At 59.1% G+C, this 17,369-nt stretch carries 15 protein-coding genes; 11 read left to right on the forward strand and 4 right to left on the reverse strand.

Annotated elements, in window-relative coordinates:
• Nucleotides 1-17: 17 nt before the first annotated feature.
• Genes OZX75_RS02220 through trpX form a run of 3 tightly spaced genes read right to left on the reverse strand, consistent with a single transcriptional unit; the run spans nt 18 to nt 2,886 of the window.
• Nucleotides 18-872: an ABC transporter ATP-binding protein gene (locus OZX75_RS02220; RefSeq protein ID WP_277146622.1), complete on the reverse strand. Its 855-nt coding sequence runs from the start codon at nt 870-872 to the stop codon at nt 18-20.
• Complete coding sequence (locus tag OZX75_RS02225; RefSeq protein ID WP_277146623.1) at nt 869-1,798, reverse strand: ABC transporter permease; 930 nt, start codon at nt 1,796-1,798, stop codon at nt 869-871. Before OZX75_RS02225 ends, OZX75_RS02220 begins: the two co-directional genes overlap by 4 nt.
• Nucleotides 1,795-2,886, reverse strand: a complete 1,092-nt coding sequence (gene trpX / locus OZX75_RS02230) for a tryptophan ABC transporter substrate-binding protein (RefSeq protein WP_277146624.1) — start codon at nt 2,884-2,886, stop codon at nt 1,795-1,797. Before trpX ends, OZX75_RS02225 begins: the two co-directional genes overlap by 4 nt.
• Before the next feature lie 384 nt (nt 2,887-3,270).
• Here trpX and OZX75_RS02235 point away from each other — a divergent pair, with 384 nt between their 5' ends.
• The 6 genes from OZX75_RS02235 to mltG all read left to right on the forward strand — a co-directional run bounded on the left by OZX75_RS02235 (nt 3,271) and on the right by mltG (nt 9,273).
• On the forward strand, nt 3,271-3,945 hold the full coding sequence (locus tag OZX75_RS02235; RefSeq protein ID WP_277146625.1) for a histidine phosphatase family protein: 675 nt from the start codon (nt 3,271-3,273) through the stop codon (nt 3,943-3,945).
• Between the two features lie 90 nt (nt 3,946-4,035).
• On the forward strand, nt 4,036-4,464 hold the full coding sequence (locus tag OZX75_RS02240; protein ID WP_277146626.1) for a DUF948 domain-containing protein: 429 nt from the start codon (nt 4,036-4,038) through the stop codon (nt 4,462-4,464).
• Between the two features lie 2 nt (nt 4,465-4,466).
• Nucleotides 4,467-4,703: a hypothetical protein gene (locus OZX75_RS02245; protein WP_277146627.1), complete on the forward strand. Its 237-nt coding sequence runs from the start codon at nt 4,467-4,469 to the stop codon at nt 4,701-4,703.
• 220 nt (nt 4,704-4,923) lie between these two features.
• Nucleotides 4,924-7,605 carry an alanine--tRNA ligase gene (gene alaS, locus OZX75_RS02250; RefSeq protein ID WP_277146628.1) on the forward strand — a complete coding sequence of 894 codons (2,682 nt, stop codon included), beginning with the start codon at nt 4,924-4,926 and terminating at the stop codon, nt 7,603-7,605.
• 5 nt (nt 7,606-7,610) lie between these two features.
• The gene (gene ruvX / locus OZX75_RS02255) at nt 7,611-8,066 is read left to right on the forward strand and encodes a Holliday junction resolvase RuvX (RefSeq protein ID WP_277146629.1); all 456 of its coding nucleotides are present in this window, start codon (nt 7,611-7,613) and stop codon (nt 8,064-8,066) included.
• A 25-nt stretch (nt 8,067-8,091) separates the two neighbouring features.
• Nucleotides 8,092-9,273: an endolytic transglycosylase MltG gene (gene mltG, locus OZX75_RS02260; protein ID WP_277146630.1), complete on the forward strand. Its 1,182-nt coding sequence runs from the start codon at nt 8,092-8,094 to the stop codon at nt 9,271-9,273.
• 430 nt (nt 9,274-9,703) lie between these two features.
• Here mltG and OZX75_RS02265 read toward each other — a convergent pair whose 3' ends face one another.
• Nucleotides 9,704-10,189: a peptidase A24 gene (locus tag OZX75_RS02265; protein ID WP_277146631.1), complete on the reverse strand. Its 486-nt coding sequence runs from the start codon at nt 10,187-10,189 to the stop codon at nt 9,704-9,706.
• A 93-nt stretch (nt 10,190-10,282) separates the two neighbouring features.
• Here OZX75_RS02265 and aroC point away from each other — a divergent pair, with 93 nt between their 5' ends.
• The 5 genes from aroC (at nt 10,283) to sufB (ending at nt 17,368) form a co-directional block, all read left to right on the forward strand.
• A complete protein-coding gene (gene aroC / locus OZX75_RS02270; RefSeq protein WP_277146632.1) occupies nt 10,283-11,470 on the forward strand; it encodes a chorismate synthase in 1,188 nt (395 codons plus the stop codon).
• Between the two features lie 152 nt (nt 11,471-11,622).
• Nucleotides 11,623-13,248, forward strand: a complete 1,626-nt coding sequence (locus tag OZX75_RS02275) for a bifunctional shikimate kinase/3-dehydroquinate synthase (protein ID WP_277146633.1) — start codon at nt 11,623-11,625, stop codon at nt 13,246-13,248.
• Between the two features lie 112 nt (nt 13,249-13,360).
• On the forward strand, nt 13,361-13,816 hold the full coding sequence (locus OZX75_RS02280) for a type II 3-dehydroquinate dehydratase (RefSeq protein ID WP_277146634.1): 456 nt from the start codon (nt 13,361-13,363) through the stop codon (nt 13,814-13,816).
• 146 nt (nt 13,817-13,962) lie between these two features.
• Nucleotides 13,963-15,645 carry a CTP synthase gene (pyrG, locus tag OZX75_RS02285; RefSeq protein WP_277146635.1) on the forward strand — a complete coding sequence of 561 codons (1,683 nt, stop codon included), beginning with the start codon at nt 13,963-13,965 and terminating at the stop codon, nt 15,643-15,645.
• A gap of 268 nt (nt 15,646-15,913) precedes the next feature.
• On the forward strand, nt 15,914-17,368 hold the full coding sequence (sufB, locus tag OZX75_RS02290; protein ID WP_277147350.1) for a Fe-S cluster assembly protein SufB: 1,455 nt from the start codon (nt 15,914-15,916) through the stop codon (nt 17,366-17,368).
• Nucleotide 17,369 lies beyond the last annotated feature (1 nt).

A 17,369-nucleotide genomic window follows, 5' to 3' on the forward strand; every position in this document is an offset into this window, starting at 1 on the left:
ACGGCAGGCGGTTGGATTTAGAACCCGTCCTCGAAGAATTCGAGCAGGTCGGCCATCGTCAGCTTCTTCTTCTCCTCGGCGTTCAGGTCACGGACGATCTGGCCTTTTTGCAGTACGATGAGACGGTTGCCGTATTTCAAGGCGTCATCGAGGCGGTGCGTGATCATCAGACAGGTCAGTTGCTGCTCCGCGATGGTGCTGGCGGTGATGGCCATGAGCTGCTTGGAGGTCTTCGGATCGAGAGCCGCGGTGTGCTCGTCCAAGAGCAGCAGGTCAGGTTTGGTGATGGTCGCCATGATCAGGCTCAGTGCCTGGCGTTGGCCGCCGGAAAGGTTGCCGGCCGGCGTGTTGAGATGTTCCTCGAGTCCGTTGCCGATGCCTCGGCACAGCTGAAAGAAGCGGTCGTGGTTGGGTGCCATCTCACGCATCTTCAAGCGGCGGGGTTGGCCGCGACGGGTGGCGAGCAGCAGGTTTTCGGCGACGGTCATCCGCGGCGCGGTGCCCATCTTCGGGTCCTGGAAGACACGGGCGATGTATTTGGCACGCGTCTCCTGAGAGGTCGAAGTGACGTCTTCGCCGTTCAGCAGCACGCGCCCGGTCGTAGGGTGGATGCCGCCGGCGATGATGTTGAACAGCGTCGATTTGCCCGCGCCGTTGCCGCCGAGCACAGTGATGAAATCGCCGGGTTTCACGGCGAGGTTGGCGTCGGTCAGGATCTCCTTGGTGTCGTCTATGCCGTTGTTGACCCTCACCGAGCAATGCTCGATGGCGAGACGAATGTCTTTCGGGTCGCTCACGCTTTGTGCCTCGGCAACGCTGGCAGTCAGGGCGAGGTCATCGTTGTTCGGCTTTGTCATCGTTTCGTCGTTCATGCGTTCGCCTTTCCCTTGGTTGCCACGACGTCATTCTTCCTGAAGTATTTCTCGAAGCCGGTGGTCAGGTGCAACGCCCGCCTGAACTGGGGGATGAGCATGCACATTGAGAGCACGACCGCCGAGAAGAACTTCAGGTAGGTGGTGTCGAAACCGAGACGGATGACCAGAAGAATCAGCAGCTGGTAGATGATGCTGCCGACCACGGTGGCGAGCATGCGCTGGAAGAAGGAGAGCTCGCCGAAAAGGACCTCGCCGATGATGATGGAAGAGAGGCCGATGACGATGGTGCCCACGCCCTTGCTCACGTCGGCGTATCCGTCGTGCTGGCTGATCAGCGCGCCGGACAGGGCGATCAGGCCGTTGGAGACCATCAGCCCCACGTTGGTCATCCGTTCGGTGTGGATGCCGAGCGATTTGGCCATGGATTCGTTGTCGCCGGTGGCGATGTAGGCCTGCCCGAATTCGGTGTTGAAGAACAGCGACATCAGGCCGATGACGATGGTCACGGCCAGCAGTCCGATGAAGACGGTGTCGTAGTTCGTCGGCAGATTGAGCGGGATGAAGACATCCTGGATCTTCGGCAGGTTCAGCAGGGAGAGATTCGGGGACTTCATGACGAAGAGCATCACCGAGTTCAACGCGCTCATCACCAGTATTCCGGCGAGGACCACGGGGATCTTGCCTTTCGTGTAGAGCAGGCCGGTCACCAGGCCCGCGCACATGCCGGCCAAAACGCCCAGCAAAGTAGCCAGGAACGGATTGACACCAGCGGTGATGGCCGCGACGCACACCGCACCGCCCAGCGGGAACGAGCCTTCCGTGGTCATATCGGGGAAGCCCAGGATACGGTAGGTCATGAAGATACCGAGGCCGAGCATGCTCCACAGCATGCCCTGACCGATCGATGAGATGATCATGCTCATTGCTTGCCGACCTCCGTGCTGACGAGCTTGGCGCTCTTGCGCAGATTATCGGGGATGGTGATGCCGAGACGTTGCGCCTGCTCCTTGTTGATGATCGTGTCGCCGGTGGAGAACGTGTAGACCGGCATGGTGGCCGGCTTGCCCTTGCCCTTGAGGATCTGCGCGGCCATCTTGCCGGTCTGGATCCCGAGCTGGTATTGGTTGACGCCGATGGTCGCCAGTCCGCCTTGCTTGACCATCGTATCCACCGAGTTGATGACGGGACGGCCCTTCTTGTTGGCTTCCTCGGTCACCGTGGGCATGGCGTTGGCGATGGTGTTGTCGAGCGGGGTGTAGATGAAGTCGCACTTGTCGCTCATCACCTGCACGGTCTGCGCGATTTCGTTGGTCGACGGCACCGGGAATTTCTCGACATTCATGCCGAGCGCTTCGGCCGCCTTGGTGGCGGTCTTGACCTGCGACTTGGAATTGACCTCGGTGGAGGCGTAGAGCATGCCGACCGTCTTGGCCTGGGGCATCAGTTGCTTGCCGAGCTTGATTTCGGCGGCGACCGGCGGCTGGTCGGAGACGCCGGTGATGTTCTTGCCCGGTGCCTTCATATCTTTCACTAGCCCTGCCGCAACCGGATCGGTGACCGCGCCGAGCACGATCGGAGTAGTGGTGGTGGCGTTGGCCAGCGCCTGGGCGGCGGGGGTGGCGATGCCGACCAGGACGTCGGACTTCTTGTTGACCAGCTGCTCGCTCATCGTGGCGAGCTTGCTCTGGTCGGCTTGTCCGTTCTGGTCGAAGATCTGGATGTTCTTGCCGTCGACGAATCCTTCCTTCTTCAGTTCGTCGACCACGCCTTTATGAATCTGGTCCAACGCGGGATGACTGACGTATTGGAGGATGCCGACACGTTTCATACCGTTTTTCGTACCCGTCGACGACTGCACCGATTGGCTGACGGCCTTGCCGCCGGATGCCTGTTTGATGCCGGCCCGTCTGCCGAGTTCATAGGTGAACCCGCCTACGAGAATGAGGGCGATGACGACGATGGTCGCGGTCAGCGCCTTGCCGTGCGAGGTTTGGTGGTTTTCATAGCTCATAACGTTCCTGTTGCTCTTTCGATTGGTAGGTATTGCCCACACCAAGTGAGATTGTTGCCTGTATCTAAAAATACAAAAAACACCGAATAAACCACAACGGTGATTCAATCTTCCATTACGCTGCCACAATAAAACAACGGCTAGGAATGCTATGGAAACAAATGACGCCAAGGCGCGGGCACGATATTCAATTCTGGGTACTTAACAACTTGTGTTAGCTACGCCAGCCACGCCAGACGAAATGCAACAGGAACCGTGATGTCGAAATCATATCGACAGCTCCTTTCATTGCATCGTGAAACTCCTTTAACCATAGACATACGGGCGGAAAACGACAAAAACGGATTCGCATAATGAGATACGGCGCTGTGAGATAATGGAGCCATGTTGTTGCATCTTCATCTGGTCCGCCATGGGCAGACCTATTTCAATCGCTATAACCGCCTGCAGGGCTGGTCGAATTCCCCGCTTACCGATTCCGGCATCGCCGACGCCGACAAGGCGGGGGAGAAACTCAAAGGCATTGATTTCGCCGCCGCCTATTGCTCCGACACGACCAGAGCGGAGCAGACCGCCGCTCGTATTCTCGATATCAACGAGCAAAACGGCCACAAACGCCCTGAGCTCGTCGCCGACATGCATTTCCGTGAACAGTTCTATGGGTATTTCGAAGGTCAGGACATGAGTATGGCGTGGTGGGCCGCCGGCGCGCCGCACGGTGCGAAGACCTATAACCAGATTGTGGAGCAATACGGGTTAAAGGGGACAAGGGATTTCCTGAAGGAAGCCGACCCGTTCCACGACGCCGAAAGCGACGAGGAATACTGGAAACGCATCGAAGGCGGGTTCGCGCTGATCGCGGCCAACCCCGATCTCAAGGACGGCGATGATGTGTTGCAGATTTCGCACGGCAACACGCTCTTAAGCCTGATGCACCGTTTTGCCGGCCCGGGTTACGATCTTTCCGAGCGGCCTGCGAACGGCAGTGTCACCTCGCTCGATTTCGACACCGGCAAGCCGATCGAGTCAGCGGTGACGATCGTCTCCTATAATCAATGATTTCTGTTTTTTTCAGCGTCGTTGGCGTTGGGTAGTCTGGTGTTCTATTATGGCGCAAATGTCGAGGAACCGTATCGGAAAGAGGCTTACATGAGTATTGGAGATATCGCAGGGCTTATCGCCGCCATAGCATTCGCTGTGTTGGCAGGGTTCCTGATCTATCCGCTCATCAGGCTGGGCAAGCTGTTCGACCAGCTCGCGCAGACCGTCAAGGATTCCGGCGATCATGCCATCCCGGCGCTTGACGAAGGCGTGACCACGGTACGTCAGGTCAACAAGTCGCTTGAGGATGTCAACAAGATTTCCTCGGCTGCTTCCACGACTGTCGGCAACATCGGAGCATTGACCGATCTTTATGGTTCGTTCCTGGGCAAGCCGGTCATCAAACTGGCTTCGTCCTTCTATGCCTTGAAATCCACCGCACAAAGCTTCATGCATCAGCACGGCGCGGCCGCTGCCGGCGGTGCCGCTGCCAAAGCGAAGGTTCCGACGGCCAAGGCAAAAGCCGGCAAGGAGTAACGATGGTCAAACGAATATTCTGGGTGTCGCTTGGCGTTCTCATCGGTGTGGTGGCCGTATCCAAGGCGGAGGCTTATGTGCGTGCCAATACGCCTGATAAGGCGCGTCAATTCGTGCTTGGTCCCGATCAGGACCACGTGATGCAACGCTCCTTGCGTGGTTTGTTCGATGAATTCAACGCCACGCGAATTGCCCGTGAGCAGGAATTGAATTCGCAATACGCCGATAAGCTCGGCTGATTCCTTCTGCTTGGCGTCGTTCGGGGTTTGTCAATAACGGGGCGAATCAAGGCCGCGGCAGATACAGTGCAATAAATAATAAATATAAATAATATTGTGAGAAAAGAACTTTGGGATAACAGAGCCGAATGATCGGTTCCGGTAATGAAGTTTCAATTTCCATGTGATTATTAGAATCGCAACAGTTTCGTTGCGAATGAAGCAAGGAGCAGCAGCAAGTATGCGCACCTCTGAAATCGCCAGTCGGTTCCAACATTATTTCGAGAGTCAAGGCCATCTGGTCCTCCCTTCGGCGTCATTGATTTCGCCGAACCCGACGACGTTGTTCACCATCGCCGGCATGGTACCGTTCATTCCCTATCTGCTGGGTGAACAGACACCGCCGTCGAGGCGCGTGACCAGCAACCAGAAGTGCGTGCGCACGCTTGATATCGACGAGGTCGGCAAGACCACCCGCCATGGCACCTTCTTCCAGATGGTCGGCAACTTCTCCTTTGGCGACTACTTCAAGGCCGAGGCGATCCACTATGCGTGGGAGCTGCTGACCACTCCGCAGGATAAGGGCGGCCTCGGCTTCGACCCGGAAACCCTGTGGGTCACCACCTATACCGACGACAACGAGGCACGCAGCCTCTGGGCCAACGAGGGCATGGACCCCGAGCACATGGAGATCCTCGGCATGGAAGACAACTTCTGGACCACCGGCGGCCCCGGCCCTGGCGGCCCCTGCTCCGAGATCTACGTCGACCGCGGACCGAAGTACGGCAAGGAAGGCGGCCCGTCGGCCGACGACAACCGCTACATCGAAATCTGGGATCTCGTTTTCGAGAACTACGCCGTCGACAACGTCAAGTCCAAGACCGATCTGCACATCGTCGGCGAGCTCGAGCACAAGAACATCGATACCGGCGCCGGCCTCGAGCGCATGGCCTACCTGTTGCAGGGCAAGGAGAACATCTACGAGACCGACGAGATCTACCCGGTCATCGAGGCCGCAGAGAAGATCTCCGGCCACAAATACGGCGCCGATCAGGAATCCGATGTGCGCTTCCGTGTCGTGGCCGACCACGTGCGCAGCGCGTTGATGATCATGAGCGATGGCGTGCGCCCCAGCAATGTCGGCCGTGGCTATGTGCTGCGTCGTCTGCTGCGCCGCACCGTGCGCTCGATGAAGATGCTCGGCGTCAACGAACCCGTATTGCCGACCCTCTTGCCGGTTTCCAAGGACGCGATGGTGCCCAGTTATCCGGAATTGAACGACACATTCCACGACGTTTCCGAAGCCGCGTACGGCGAGGAGGACGCCTTCCGCCGCACCCTCGAGAACGGCACCACCATCCTCGACACGGCCGTCAAGAAGGCCAAGAAGTCCGAGGACGCCGAAATCTCGGGACACGATGCGTTCACTTTGCACGACACTTACGGTTTCCCCATCGAGCTGACTCGCGAGATGGCCGAGGAACAAGGCGTGAAGGTCGACGAGAAGGGCTTCCGTGAGCTGATGGACGAGCAGAAGGCTCGTGCCCGCGCCGACGCGCTGAAGAAGCGCCACAACGTGGACGTCAGCGTCTACGACGACTTCAAGAAGACCCTTGACAAGCCGATTGAATTCCTGGGCTACAAGGACCACTCCAGCCGTTCGACCATCCTCGGCATCTTCGAGGAGGGCAAGGGCAGCGTGGAAAGCGTCCAAGGCCCGGCCAACGTCGAGATCGTACTCGACCGCACCCCGTTCTATGCGGAGCAGGGCGGCCAGCTGGCCGACGAGGGCGAGATGATCTCCGACGACGGTGCCGTGCTCGAGATCGATGACGTGCAGAAGCCGATCAAGGACTTGATCGTGCACAGCTGCAGGCTTACCGAAGGCAAGCTCAGCGTCGGCGAGAAGGTCAACGCCACCATAGACGAGGAGCGTCGCCGTGGTCTGGCCCGTTCCCATACGGCCACCCACATGCTGCACAAGGCGTTGCGCGAGGTGCTCGGCGAGCAGGCGACCCAGCGTGGTTCGCTTGTGGCTCCCGATTATCTGCATTTTGACTTCCAGTGGCCTCAGGCCATGACACGCGAGGAGATCGACAAGGTCGAGGCCCGCGTCGTTGAGCGCGCCTGCGACGATCTGCCGGTCACCATGGTCGAGATGGACTATAAGGAAGCCATCAAGCTTGGTTCCATGCATCTCTTCGGCGAGAAGTACGGCGACCGCGTGCGCGTGGTGACCATCGGCGAGGACGCGTGGAGCCGTGAGCTCTGCGGTGGCACCCACCTCGATGCCACCGGTAAAATCGGCGAGTTCGTCATCACTTCTGAGTCCTCCGTCGGTTCCGGTGTTCGTCGTATCGAAGCGTTCATGGGCAAGAAAGCCTACGAATTCAACGATGCGCAGCACAAGACCGTCTCCGGCTTGGCCGACGAACTCAAGGTACGTCCAGAAGAACTACGCGACCGTGTGCTTTCCCTTGAAGCCAAAGTCAAGGAGGCCGATCAGCGTCTCAACTCGCTTTACGAATCCCAGCTTGAGGCTGCGGTACCGGCGTTGATCGCGCAAGCACAAGCCGATGCCGATGCTCCGGTGGAGCTGGTGGTCTCGAACGTCGGCCACTTCGGTTCGTTCGACGCACTGCGCAAGACCGTGATGGACATCCGCGCCAAGATCGGCGAGGCGAAGGCCGCGGTCATCGCGCTTTCCGGCGTCAACGAGCAGGGCAAGCCGATGGTCGCCGTGGCCACCAACGACGACGCGCGCAAAGCCGGTTTCAAGGCCGGAGACCTTGTGCGTGTGGCCTCCAAGGTGCTCGGCGGCGGTGGCGGCGGTAAGCCGGACTTCGCCCAGGGCGGCGGAGCCGATGCCTCCAAGATCGACGAGGCGTTGAAGGCCCTGCGTCAGGCAGTGCACAAGGACTGACGCAGTTGACTTGGTTGGGTGTCGATTTGGGAGATGCCAGGGTCGGTTTGGCTTTGAGCGACCCTGAGCTCACGTTGGCGCACCCGGAAGGCAATATCCAAGCCTACGGCGATTCCTTCCGCGCTTTGGATGCGGTCGTGGACTTCATCGACGAGCATGCCGATGTCGATAAGGTCGTCGTAGGTTTGCCGCTCCTGCTGAGCGGGGAAGTGGGGAAAAGCGCCAAAAAAGCCAGACGATGGGCTGCGAATCTGACCAAAAGGTTGGACACCGCCGTCCACAGCGAGGAATATAAAATAGACAAGGTTCCTGAAATAGTACTTCAGGACGAGCGTCTCACCACGGTGAGTGCACACCACCAGTTGAGCCAAGCTAGCGTTCAAAGCAGAAAGCATAGGCCGGTGGTCGACCAGCAGTCGGCGGTTGTTATCCTCCAGTCGGCTTTGGACACGCGTAACTGACGATGCGCAAGCAGAGAGGGAATTCATGCCAGAAGACTTCAACGAGCTTTTCGACACGAACGCCGAGTGGGTCGATTCCACCGGTTCCTCTTCGCCTGCCCAGCCGCCAAGGCCCCCTGCTCAGTCGCGACACGAAATGCGTCAGCGCAGGATGCGGCGGCGTCGTCGGCGGATGAGCATCGCGGCAATCATCGTCGTGGCCCTGATTGTCGTGGGTTGTGGCGACTTCTTCGGTATACGAGCGGTGTCCCACCATCTCGGTGCCGATAAAAAGCAGGAGGTTTCCGTCGATTATCAGGGGCCTGGAACCGGTGAGATCTGGTTCTCCGTTGAGACCGGTGAGGGCGTCGCCTCCATTGCAGCTCATCTGGTCAAAGCCCACGTGGTCAAGAATGCGGATACGTTCGTGAGCACGGTTGCGGCCAACAACAGCACGCTGTACCCGGGCACGTACCAGCTCAAAAAACATATGTCGTCTATGGACGCGGTGAAAATTCTCTCTGACAGGACCAAGGCTACAGGGTTCTTGGAAGTAAAGGCCGGGGAGCGCAGCGCAGACGTCATATCGCAAGCTGTACAGCTTTCCGGCATCGACCGGTCGCAGTTCGACGCGGTGATCAACGGCGGCGGACAGGGGATCCTTCCCGCGGAGGCCGGCGGCAAATTCGAAGGCTGGCTTGAACCCGGCGTCTACGACGTGAAGAAAAAAGGCAGCACTGCTTCTTCGATCCTGAAATCGATCGTCAACAAGCGTGTGGCCAAACTCAACAAACTGAACGTGCCTTCGGGAGCGCAGCGCGAAACCATCTTGAACATGGCTTCCATCGCCGAATCCGAGGTGAACCGTACGGAATACTACGGTAAGGTCGTGCGCGTGATCATCAACCGGATCGACGGGGATATGCCGCTGGGCATGGATTCGACGGTCGCTTATGGAGCCAACGTCAAACCGAGCGATTTGACCGACGCTATGCTGGGCGATGCCTCGGACCCCTACAACACCCGCATCAACAAAGGATTGCCGCCCACCCCGATCAGCTCGCCGGGAGACGAAGCCATCCAGGCCGCCATGAACCCGACCCCGGGTGATTGGCTCTATTTCGTCACCACGAATCTGCAGACCGGCGAGACCAAGTTCGTCGCCACCCAAGACGAATTCAACCAGATCCGCGAAGAATACAAAACCCAAAACCAAAACGCCAACTGAGCTATTTTTTAAATTTTATCGTTTATCTGTGGCCCAGTTTTCTATTAAGTTACTTTTAGCGGTTGGTCGTGGATTTGCTGGGATATACCATGCTCGAGACGCTCCTTGGCTGAGCCGTTAAGAACGAAGCCCTGTGGGCTCCGTTTAGGCGAAGTGAGCGCGTGACTCGCGCGAAGGCGAAATCTTTGATTTTGCTCGGCCGTGTCTTATGCCCGATCATCGCATATCCCGGCAAATCCACTTATGCTGGTATAAAAATATTCTCATTACGTAAGATTTCTAACTTACATGAGTGGAGTTGGGGGAATATGCGATGCTGAGGCGTAAAGCTTGGCCTACCGGCCTGGAGGGTGCCGAAGCATTGTATATTCCCCCAACTCCGCGACCAACCACTCAACGCAACTTACTAAATAGAACTTAGCCAAGGCGGCTATATAGCGGGCAAAAGTGCTGCAAGAATTCCTGCGAATACGATGACAGGGACGAAGGGGGCTTTTGGTGAGTTGGTGGGGAATGAGGGCTTGACGATTCTGGGCCAGAGGAGGAGCCAGAGCAATCCTAGGACGCCCATCGTGAGCCACCAATAGAGGTAGGGCATCAGTCCGAACGAGCCGACGGCAAGGCCGACCAGAAACGAGGCGGTGACGTCTCCGAATCCGAGGGCGCCGGGCTTCAGACGCGAAAGCAGGAACTGGATAGCAGCCGACAACAGCGCATATCCGAGCGGCAGCAGGACTTCGGCGGGATCGCGTTCGACGATGGCGAGGACGAAGAAGACCGCGAATTGGCTCAATACTCCCAATAGCACCCATGTTCTGGGCACACGAAAACGACGGATGTCTTCGACAACCAGAGCCAGTCCGCAGAGCAGACTCGGCAGTGCAGCAATGTAGGCCATATCGGTAAGATAGTGCATAAACCCGTTATTTGACGAATGGAAAGCGCGAAAAAGCGAAAAAATCAAGGTTTCTTGAGTTCCAGCTCGTCAAGGTTCGACAAGGAGTGAAGCATGTTGCGTTGGCAGACGGCAGGGGAGTCGCACGGCGAAGCGCTGGTCGCGATGATCGAAGGGCTTCCGGCAGGGGTCCAGGTGCGCTCGCAGGATGTCGTGGATGCACTGGCGCGGCGGCGTCTTGGCTACGGCCGCGGGGCGCGCATGAAGTTCGAACAGGACAAGGTGCGTATGTTGACCGGGGTACGCCACGGAAAGACGCTGGGTTCGCCGGTATCCATCGAGATCGCCAACACCGAATGGCCGAAGTGGACCGAAGTGATGAGCGCCGACCCGCTTGACCACGAGCTTCCCCCGACCGGACGCAACGAGCCATTGACCCGACCGCGTCCGGGACATGCCGATCTGACCGGCATGCGCAAATACGGTTTCGATGACGCCCGAAACGCGCTCGAGCGTTCCAGCGCCCGCGAAACGGCTTCACGCGTGGCGTTGGGAGAAGTGGCCGCGAAATTCCTGGAACAGTCCGTCGGCATTCGCACGGTGGCCCATGTCGTCGCGCTCGGCGGCGAGAAAATCGGAGCCGACGCCCCTATGCCGACGCCTTCCGATGTGGAAGCGCTCGACGCCTCACCGGTGCGCACGCTCGACAAGGATGCCGAGAAGCGGATGATGGCGAAGATCGATGAGGCCAAGGCCCGGGCGGATACGCTCGGCGGCGTGGTGGAGGTCATCGCCTACGGTGTTCCCGCCGGGTTGGGCACGTATGTCGAAAGCGACCGCAGACTTGACGGCGCTCTGGCTGGCGCATTGATGGGCATCCAGGCGATCAAAGGCGTCGAGGTCGGCGACGGGTTCCTCGAGGCCGACAGATTCGGTTCCGAGGCCCACGACGAGATGTTCGTGGACGACAAGGGCCATATCCGTCGGTATTCCAACCGTTCCGGCGGCACTGAAGGAGGCATGTCCGACGGACAGCCGATTCGTGTGCGGGCCGCGATGAAGCCGATTCCTTCCATTCCACGCGCGTTGCGTACCGTCGATGTCGCCAACGGCGAGGAGGCCAAGGCCATCAACCAGCGTTCCGACACCACTGCGGTTCCTGCCGCGGCCGTGGTCGCCGAAGCCATGGTGCGCTTGACGCTGGCCGGGTTCGTCATTGAGAAGTTCGGTGGCGACAGTGTCGAGGAGACGCGTCGTAACGCACGGAATTACCTCGATTCGTGGCCGGAGCACATGCGCTGAGACGCTGAAACGCATCTATAACGATATCTAGCAATAACACGACCAAAGTGCCGGCTGTGCGCGACTATATGCAAGGCCGGCACGATGATACGGCAGTGAACCGGTTCAACAATGAGAGAAGGAAGAATGCGAATGCAGAGGGGAAGCTCGCTATGAGTGGTCATCGTCCGCTTGCCGTGGTCATCGGCATGCCCGGTGCCGGCAAGACGCGCGTGGGGCGCGAGGCGGCGCAGATGCTCGGTGTCGATTTCGCCGACGCGGATATCGAGATCGAACATGAAACCGGCATGAAGATTCCCCGATATTTCGAAAAATATGGAGAACCTGCGTTTCGTAAGCTTGAGGCCGAAGTCATCGCGGATCTGCTCGAGTCGTTTGACGGCCTATTGGCTTTGGGCGGCGGCGCTCCGATGACACCGTCCACGCAGAAGGCCTTGGCCGACTACATCGCCGATAGCGGCAAACTGGTCTATCTCGAGGCCGACAAACACGAGGCCATGGAACGCGCCTCGCGCGGCGGCAACCGACCGATGCTCAACGGCGACGCGAACAAGCGTTGGCTGAAGCTCTTCGACGAGCGCGATCCCGTGTTCCGCGAGATCGCCAATCTGCATGTGCACACCCATGGTTCGACGCCGCGCGTGGCGGCAAGGAAGCTGAGCAATATGATTCAGGAACGCATCATCCATGTCACCGGTTCGGGCATCGAGCCTTATGACGTCTGTATCGGCGAAGGCACGTTGAACCGTTTGTCGGATGTGCTCGGCACCGAGGTGCTGCGCGTCGCGCTTATTCACACACAGCCCGTGCAGCGTCATTCCGACCAGGCGCGTGCCCTGTTGCGTCAGGCCGGCTACGAAGTCTACGACATGGTCATTCCCGACGCGGAAAAAGGCAAGACCATCGACGTGGCCAAAACCATCTGGAAACGTCTCGGGGAGATAGGTTTCACCCGTTCCGATGCCATCGTCGGCCTTGGCGGGGGAGCGGCCACTGACTTGGCCGGTTTCATCGCCGCTACCTGGATGCGTGGCATTCGCTACGTCAACTGCCCGACCTCGCTGCTTGCAATGGTCGACGCCTCGACCGGTGGCAAAACCGGCATCAACACCGACGAAGGCAAGAACCTGGTCGGTTCGTTCTATACGCCTGCCGCTGTGCTCGCCGACCTGCGCACGTTGAAGACCCTGCCGCGCGACATCTTCACCGAAGGGCTCGGAGAGGTCACCAAGTCCGGATTCATTTGTGACGCCAAGATTCTTGACATCTTGCAAGAGCATGCCGACGAGCTGAAACACTTCGATGGCGACGATTTTCTGGGAACGCCGCTTGAGGATGTGGTCGCCGAGCTCATCGAACGCACGGTGCGCGTCAAGGCCTATCACGTCTCCAACGACTTGAAGGAAGCAGGGCTGCGTGAATTCCTCAATTATGGGCACACGCTGGCCCATGCCATCGAGAAACTCGAGCATTTCCGTTGGCGTCACGGCAACGCCGTCGCCGTCGGCTGCGTCTACGCGGCGGAACTTTCCTGCATCCTCGGCCATATCGACCAGGAGACCGTCGGTCTGCACCGTTCGATCTTTTCCTCGCTAGGTCTGCCGATTTCGTGGGATGGCGGCAATTGGGATGATGTGCTGGCGCTGATGCACAAGGACAAGAAGGCGCGCGGCAACACCTTGCGTTTCGTCATCCTCGATGGCGTCGGCCATCCGATGCATCTCGAGGATCCGCCGATGGATGCGCTCGTCGAGGCGTTTAAGCGTATCCGCAACTAAGCCATGCGCGGGTCGCGGAATAGGTGCTGAGGAATACCGCTATTCGCCATTGCCGAAAACGCATGCGCCGACCTGCGTTTTAATATTTCAACCATACAAAAGGACAATCATCATGACCAAGGTAATCGTTGTCAACGGACCGAATCTCGGACGTCTGGGTGTGCGCGAACCGGATATCTACGGACGTCAGGACCTTCAGACCCTGCGCAAGGACTGCACCGAATGGGGGCATGCGCTCGGCCTCGAGGTCGAAGTCCGCCAGTCCGACGACGAGGCCGAGGTCATCGGCTGGATGCACCGCGCCGTCGACGAGCAGACCCCGGTGGTGATGAACCCGGCGGCATTCACCCATTACAGCTACGGGCTTTCTGATGCGGCCAAGATGGTCACCGACGCCGGCCTGCCGTTGATGGAAGTGCACATCTCCAACCCCTCGGCGCGCGACACGTTCCGCAAGTACAGCGTCATCAGCCCGGTTGCCACCGGCACCATCACCGGCATGGGCTTCTACGGCTACAAGCTCGCCCTCGACGCCGTCTCCCATCTGCTGGCCGACAAGGCTGAATAAGTAGCCTTGCTCACAGATTGCTGCCGGGCTCGGCAAACGTCGTCATCCAAGTCGCTGTAATGGCGAATTTCGGTTGTTTTATCGGTTGATGAGGGCCGAGCCTTACGAACACGCCGGGTCAATAGGCGCTGATAGACTGAAGTTCCATGGTCAAAGATACAAATGATAGTTCCCATGGGCATGTCACCAAGCATATTTTCGTCACCGGTGGCGTCGTTTCATCCCTCGGTAAGGGTCTGACAGCATCCTCTCTCGGTCGTCTTCTGCGCAGCCGCGGTCTGCGCGTTCTGCAGCAGAAACTCGATCCCTACATCAACGTGGACCCGGGCACGATGAACCCGTTCCAGCACGGTGAGGTCTACGTCACCGAAGACGGCGCCGAAACCGATCTGGACATCGGTCACTACGAGCGCTTCCTCGACGTCTTCCTCTCCCAGAAGGCCAACGTCACCACCGGCCAGATTTACCAGTCCGTGCTCGAGAAGGAGCGCGCCGGCAAGTACCTCGGCCAGTGCGTCCAGGTCATCCCGCACATCACCAACGAGATCAAGAGCCGCATGCGTGCCCAGGCCGCGGACGACGTCGACGTGATCATCACCGAGATCGGCGGCACCGTCGGCGATATCGAGTCGCAGCCCTTCCTCGAGGCCGCACGCGAAGTCAAGCGCGAGCTCGGACCCCACAACTGCATGTTCGTGCACGTCTCCCTGGTCCCGTACCTGCCGGCGGCCCACGAGCTGAAGACCAAGCCGACCCAGCATTCCGTGATGACCCTGCGCCAGCTCGGCATCACCCCGGACGCGCTCGTGCTGCGCAGCGACCGCCCGTTGAACCAGTCCATCAAGGATAAGATCTCCCTGATGTGCGACGTGGACGAGAACGGCGTGGTCAACTGCGTGGATGCCCCGAGCATCTACGATGTGCCGAAGATCCTGCACAATGAAGGCCTCGACGCCTACGTCTGCAAGACCCTCGAGGTCCAGGTCCACGACGTCGACTGGGCCGAGTGGGACGACCTCTTGGAGCGCGTGCATCATCCCAAGCAGGAAGTCAACATCGCCATCGTCGGCAAGTACATCGACCTGCCCGACGCCTACCTCTCCGTCATCGAGGCCGTCAAGGCCGGCGGTTTCGGCAACTACGCGAAGGCGAACGTCAAGCTCGTCGCTGCGGACCTGTGCGAGAGCGAGGCCGGAGCCGACGCCGAGCTGCGCGACATGGACGGCATCATCATTCCCGGTGGCTTCGGCATTCGCGGCATCGAGGGCAAGATCGGCGCGCTGCGCTACGCCCGTGAGCACAAGCTGCCCGCACTGGGCCTGTGCCTCGGCCTGCAGTGCATGGTCATCGAGTATGCGCGCGACGTCCTCGAGCTCGAGGACGCGGACTCCTCCGAGTTCGAGCCCGGCTGCAAGAACCCGGTGATCGCCACGATGGAGGAACAGAAGGACATCCTGGCCAACTCCGACATGGGCCACACCATGCGTCTCGGCTCCTATCCCGCCGTCTTGAAGGATGGCTCGCTGGTCGAGAAGCTCTATGGCACGAAGAACGTCACCGAGCGCCATCGCCATCGTTACGAGGTCAACGTGGCCTACAAGAAGGCGTTGCAGGAGGCCGGCCTCGAGATCTCCGGTCAGAGCCCGGACGGCGAGCTTACCGAGTTCGTCGAGCTGCCCCAGGACGTGCACCCCTTCTACGTCGGCACGCAGGCGCACCCCGAGTTCAAGTCCCGCCCGACCAAGCCGCACCCGCTGTTCAAGGGTCTGGTCGGCGCCGCTCTCCAGCATCAGGAAGCGCGGAAGAACGGCGAGATCTCCAAAGACTGAGTTGTGGTGATCGCCATCGGTGATAGTGGCGTATTGCGCTGATATGCAAAGGATCCTGTTCGCTCAGGGTCCTTTGTTTGTATACGTGTTATCTACGGCACTTTTTATAAATTGTGAAGTAAATCACTTTCGCTAACGTCGGTGATTTCAGCTGGACTCTAGTAATCCGGCCACGATTCTGTTACGTTGGTAGGTGAGTGTAGTCAATGATGGGAGGCAGCGTACGGTGGCAGAAAAACCAACACCAAACGCCGCGTCTGATACGGAGATGAGCCAGTATGTGGCTGATCGCGAACGTGTCAACGAGGATAAGATCAAACAGGATGACCAGATCATCCAGGAATTCGGCGAGTACAACTACGGCTGGCACGATTCCGATGCGGCCGGTGAAGCCGCGAAGAAGGGCATCGACGAAAATGTCGTCCGCGCGATTTCCGCCGACAAGGGCGAACCGCAGTGGATGCTCGACATGAGGCTCAAGGGCTATCGTTCCTTCATCGAAAAGCCGATGCCCAAGTGGGGCGTGGACCTTTCCGAATTCCATGCCGAGGATTTCAAGTATTACGTCAAGCCGATCGACAAGCCCGCCAAGAGCTGGGACGACCTGCCTACGGATATTCGCACCACCTACGACAAGCTGGGTATTCCGGACGCGGAAAAGAAGCGTCTGGTCTCCGGCGTGGCGGCGCAGTACGAGTCCGAGGTCATCTACAACTCCATCCAGGACGACCTGAAGAAGGAAGGCGTGATCTTCACCGATACGGACACCGCGTTGCGCGAGTACCCGGATCTGGTTCGTAAATACTTCGCCACCGTCATTCCCTATGACGACAACAAGTTCGCGGCGCTCAACACGGCGGCATGGTCGGGCGGCTCGTTCGTCTACGTCCCTAAAGGCGTTCACGTCGACATCCCGCTGCAGGCCTACTTCCGCATCAACACCCCGAACATGGGACAGTTTGAACGCACGCTGATCATCGCCGAGGAAGGCTCCTACGTTCACTACGTCGAGGGCTGCACGGCCCCGATCTATGCGACCGACTCCCTGCACGCCGCCAATGTCGAGATCATCGTCGGCAAGAACGCCCGCGTGCGCTATACCACGGTGCAGAACTGGTCGAACAACGTCTACAACCTCGTCACCCAGCGCGCCTACGTCAAAGAGGGCGGCACCATGGAATGGGTCGACGGCAACATCGGCTCCAAGGCGAGCATGAAATACCCGTCCTGCATCTTGGCCGAGCCCTACGCCAAGGCCTCCACCATGTCGCTGAGCTTTGCCGGTAAGGGCCAGTATCAGGACACGGGCGCCAAGATGATTCATCTGGCTCCGCACACCAGCTCCACCATCGTCGCCAAGTCCATCTCGCGCGGTGGAGGACGCTGCGCCTACCGCGGCTTGGTCAAGGTGATCGATGGCGCCAAGGGCTCGAGCTCTTCGGTGGTCTGCGACACACTGTTGGTCGACGACTATTCGCGTTCCGACACGTATCCGCACGTCGACATCCGCGAGGACGACGTGACGATGGCGCACGAGGCGACCGTCTCCAAGGTCTCCGAAGACCAGCTCTTCTACCTGATGAGCCGCGGGCTTGAAGAGAAGGAAGCCATGGGCATGATCGTGCGCGGTTTCGTCGAGCCGATCAGCCGTGAGCTGCCTATGGAATACGCGTTGGAGCTCAACAGGCTTGTCGAGTTGCAAATGGAAGGATCGGTGGGCTGAT

The organism is Bifidobacterium sp. ESL0800, from assembly GCF_029395355.1.
Lineage (GTDB): Bacteria > Actinomycetota > Actinomycetes > Actinomycetales > Bifidobacteriaceae > Bifidobacterium.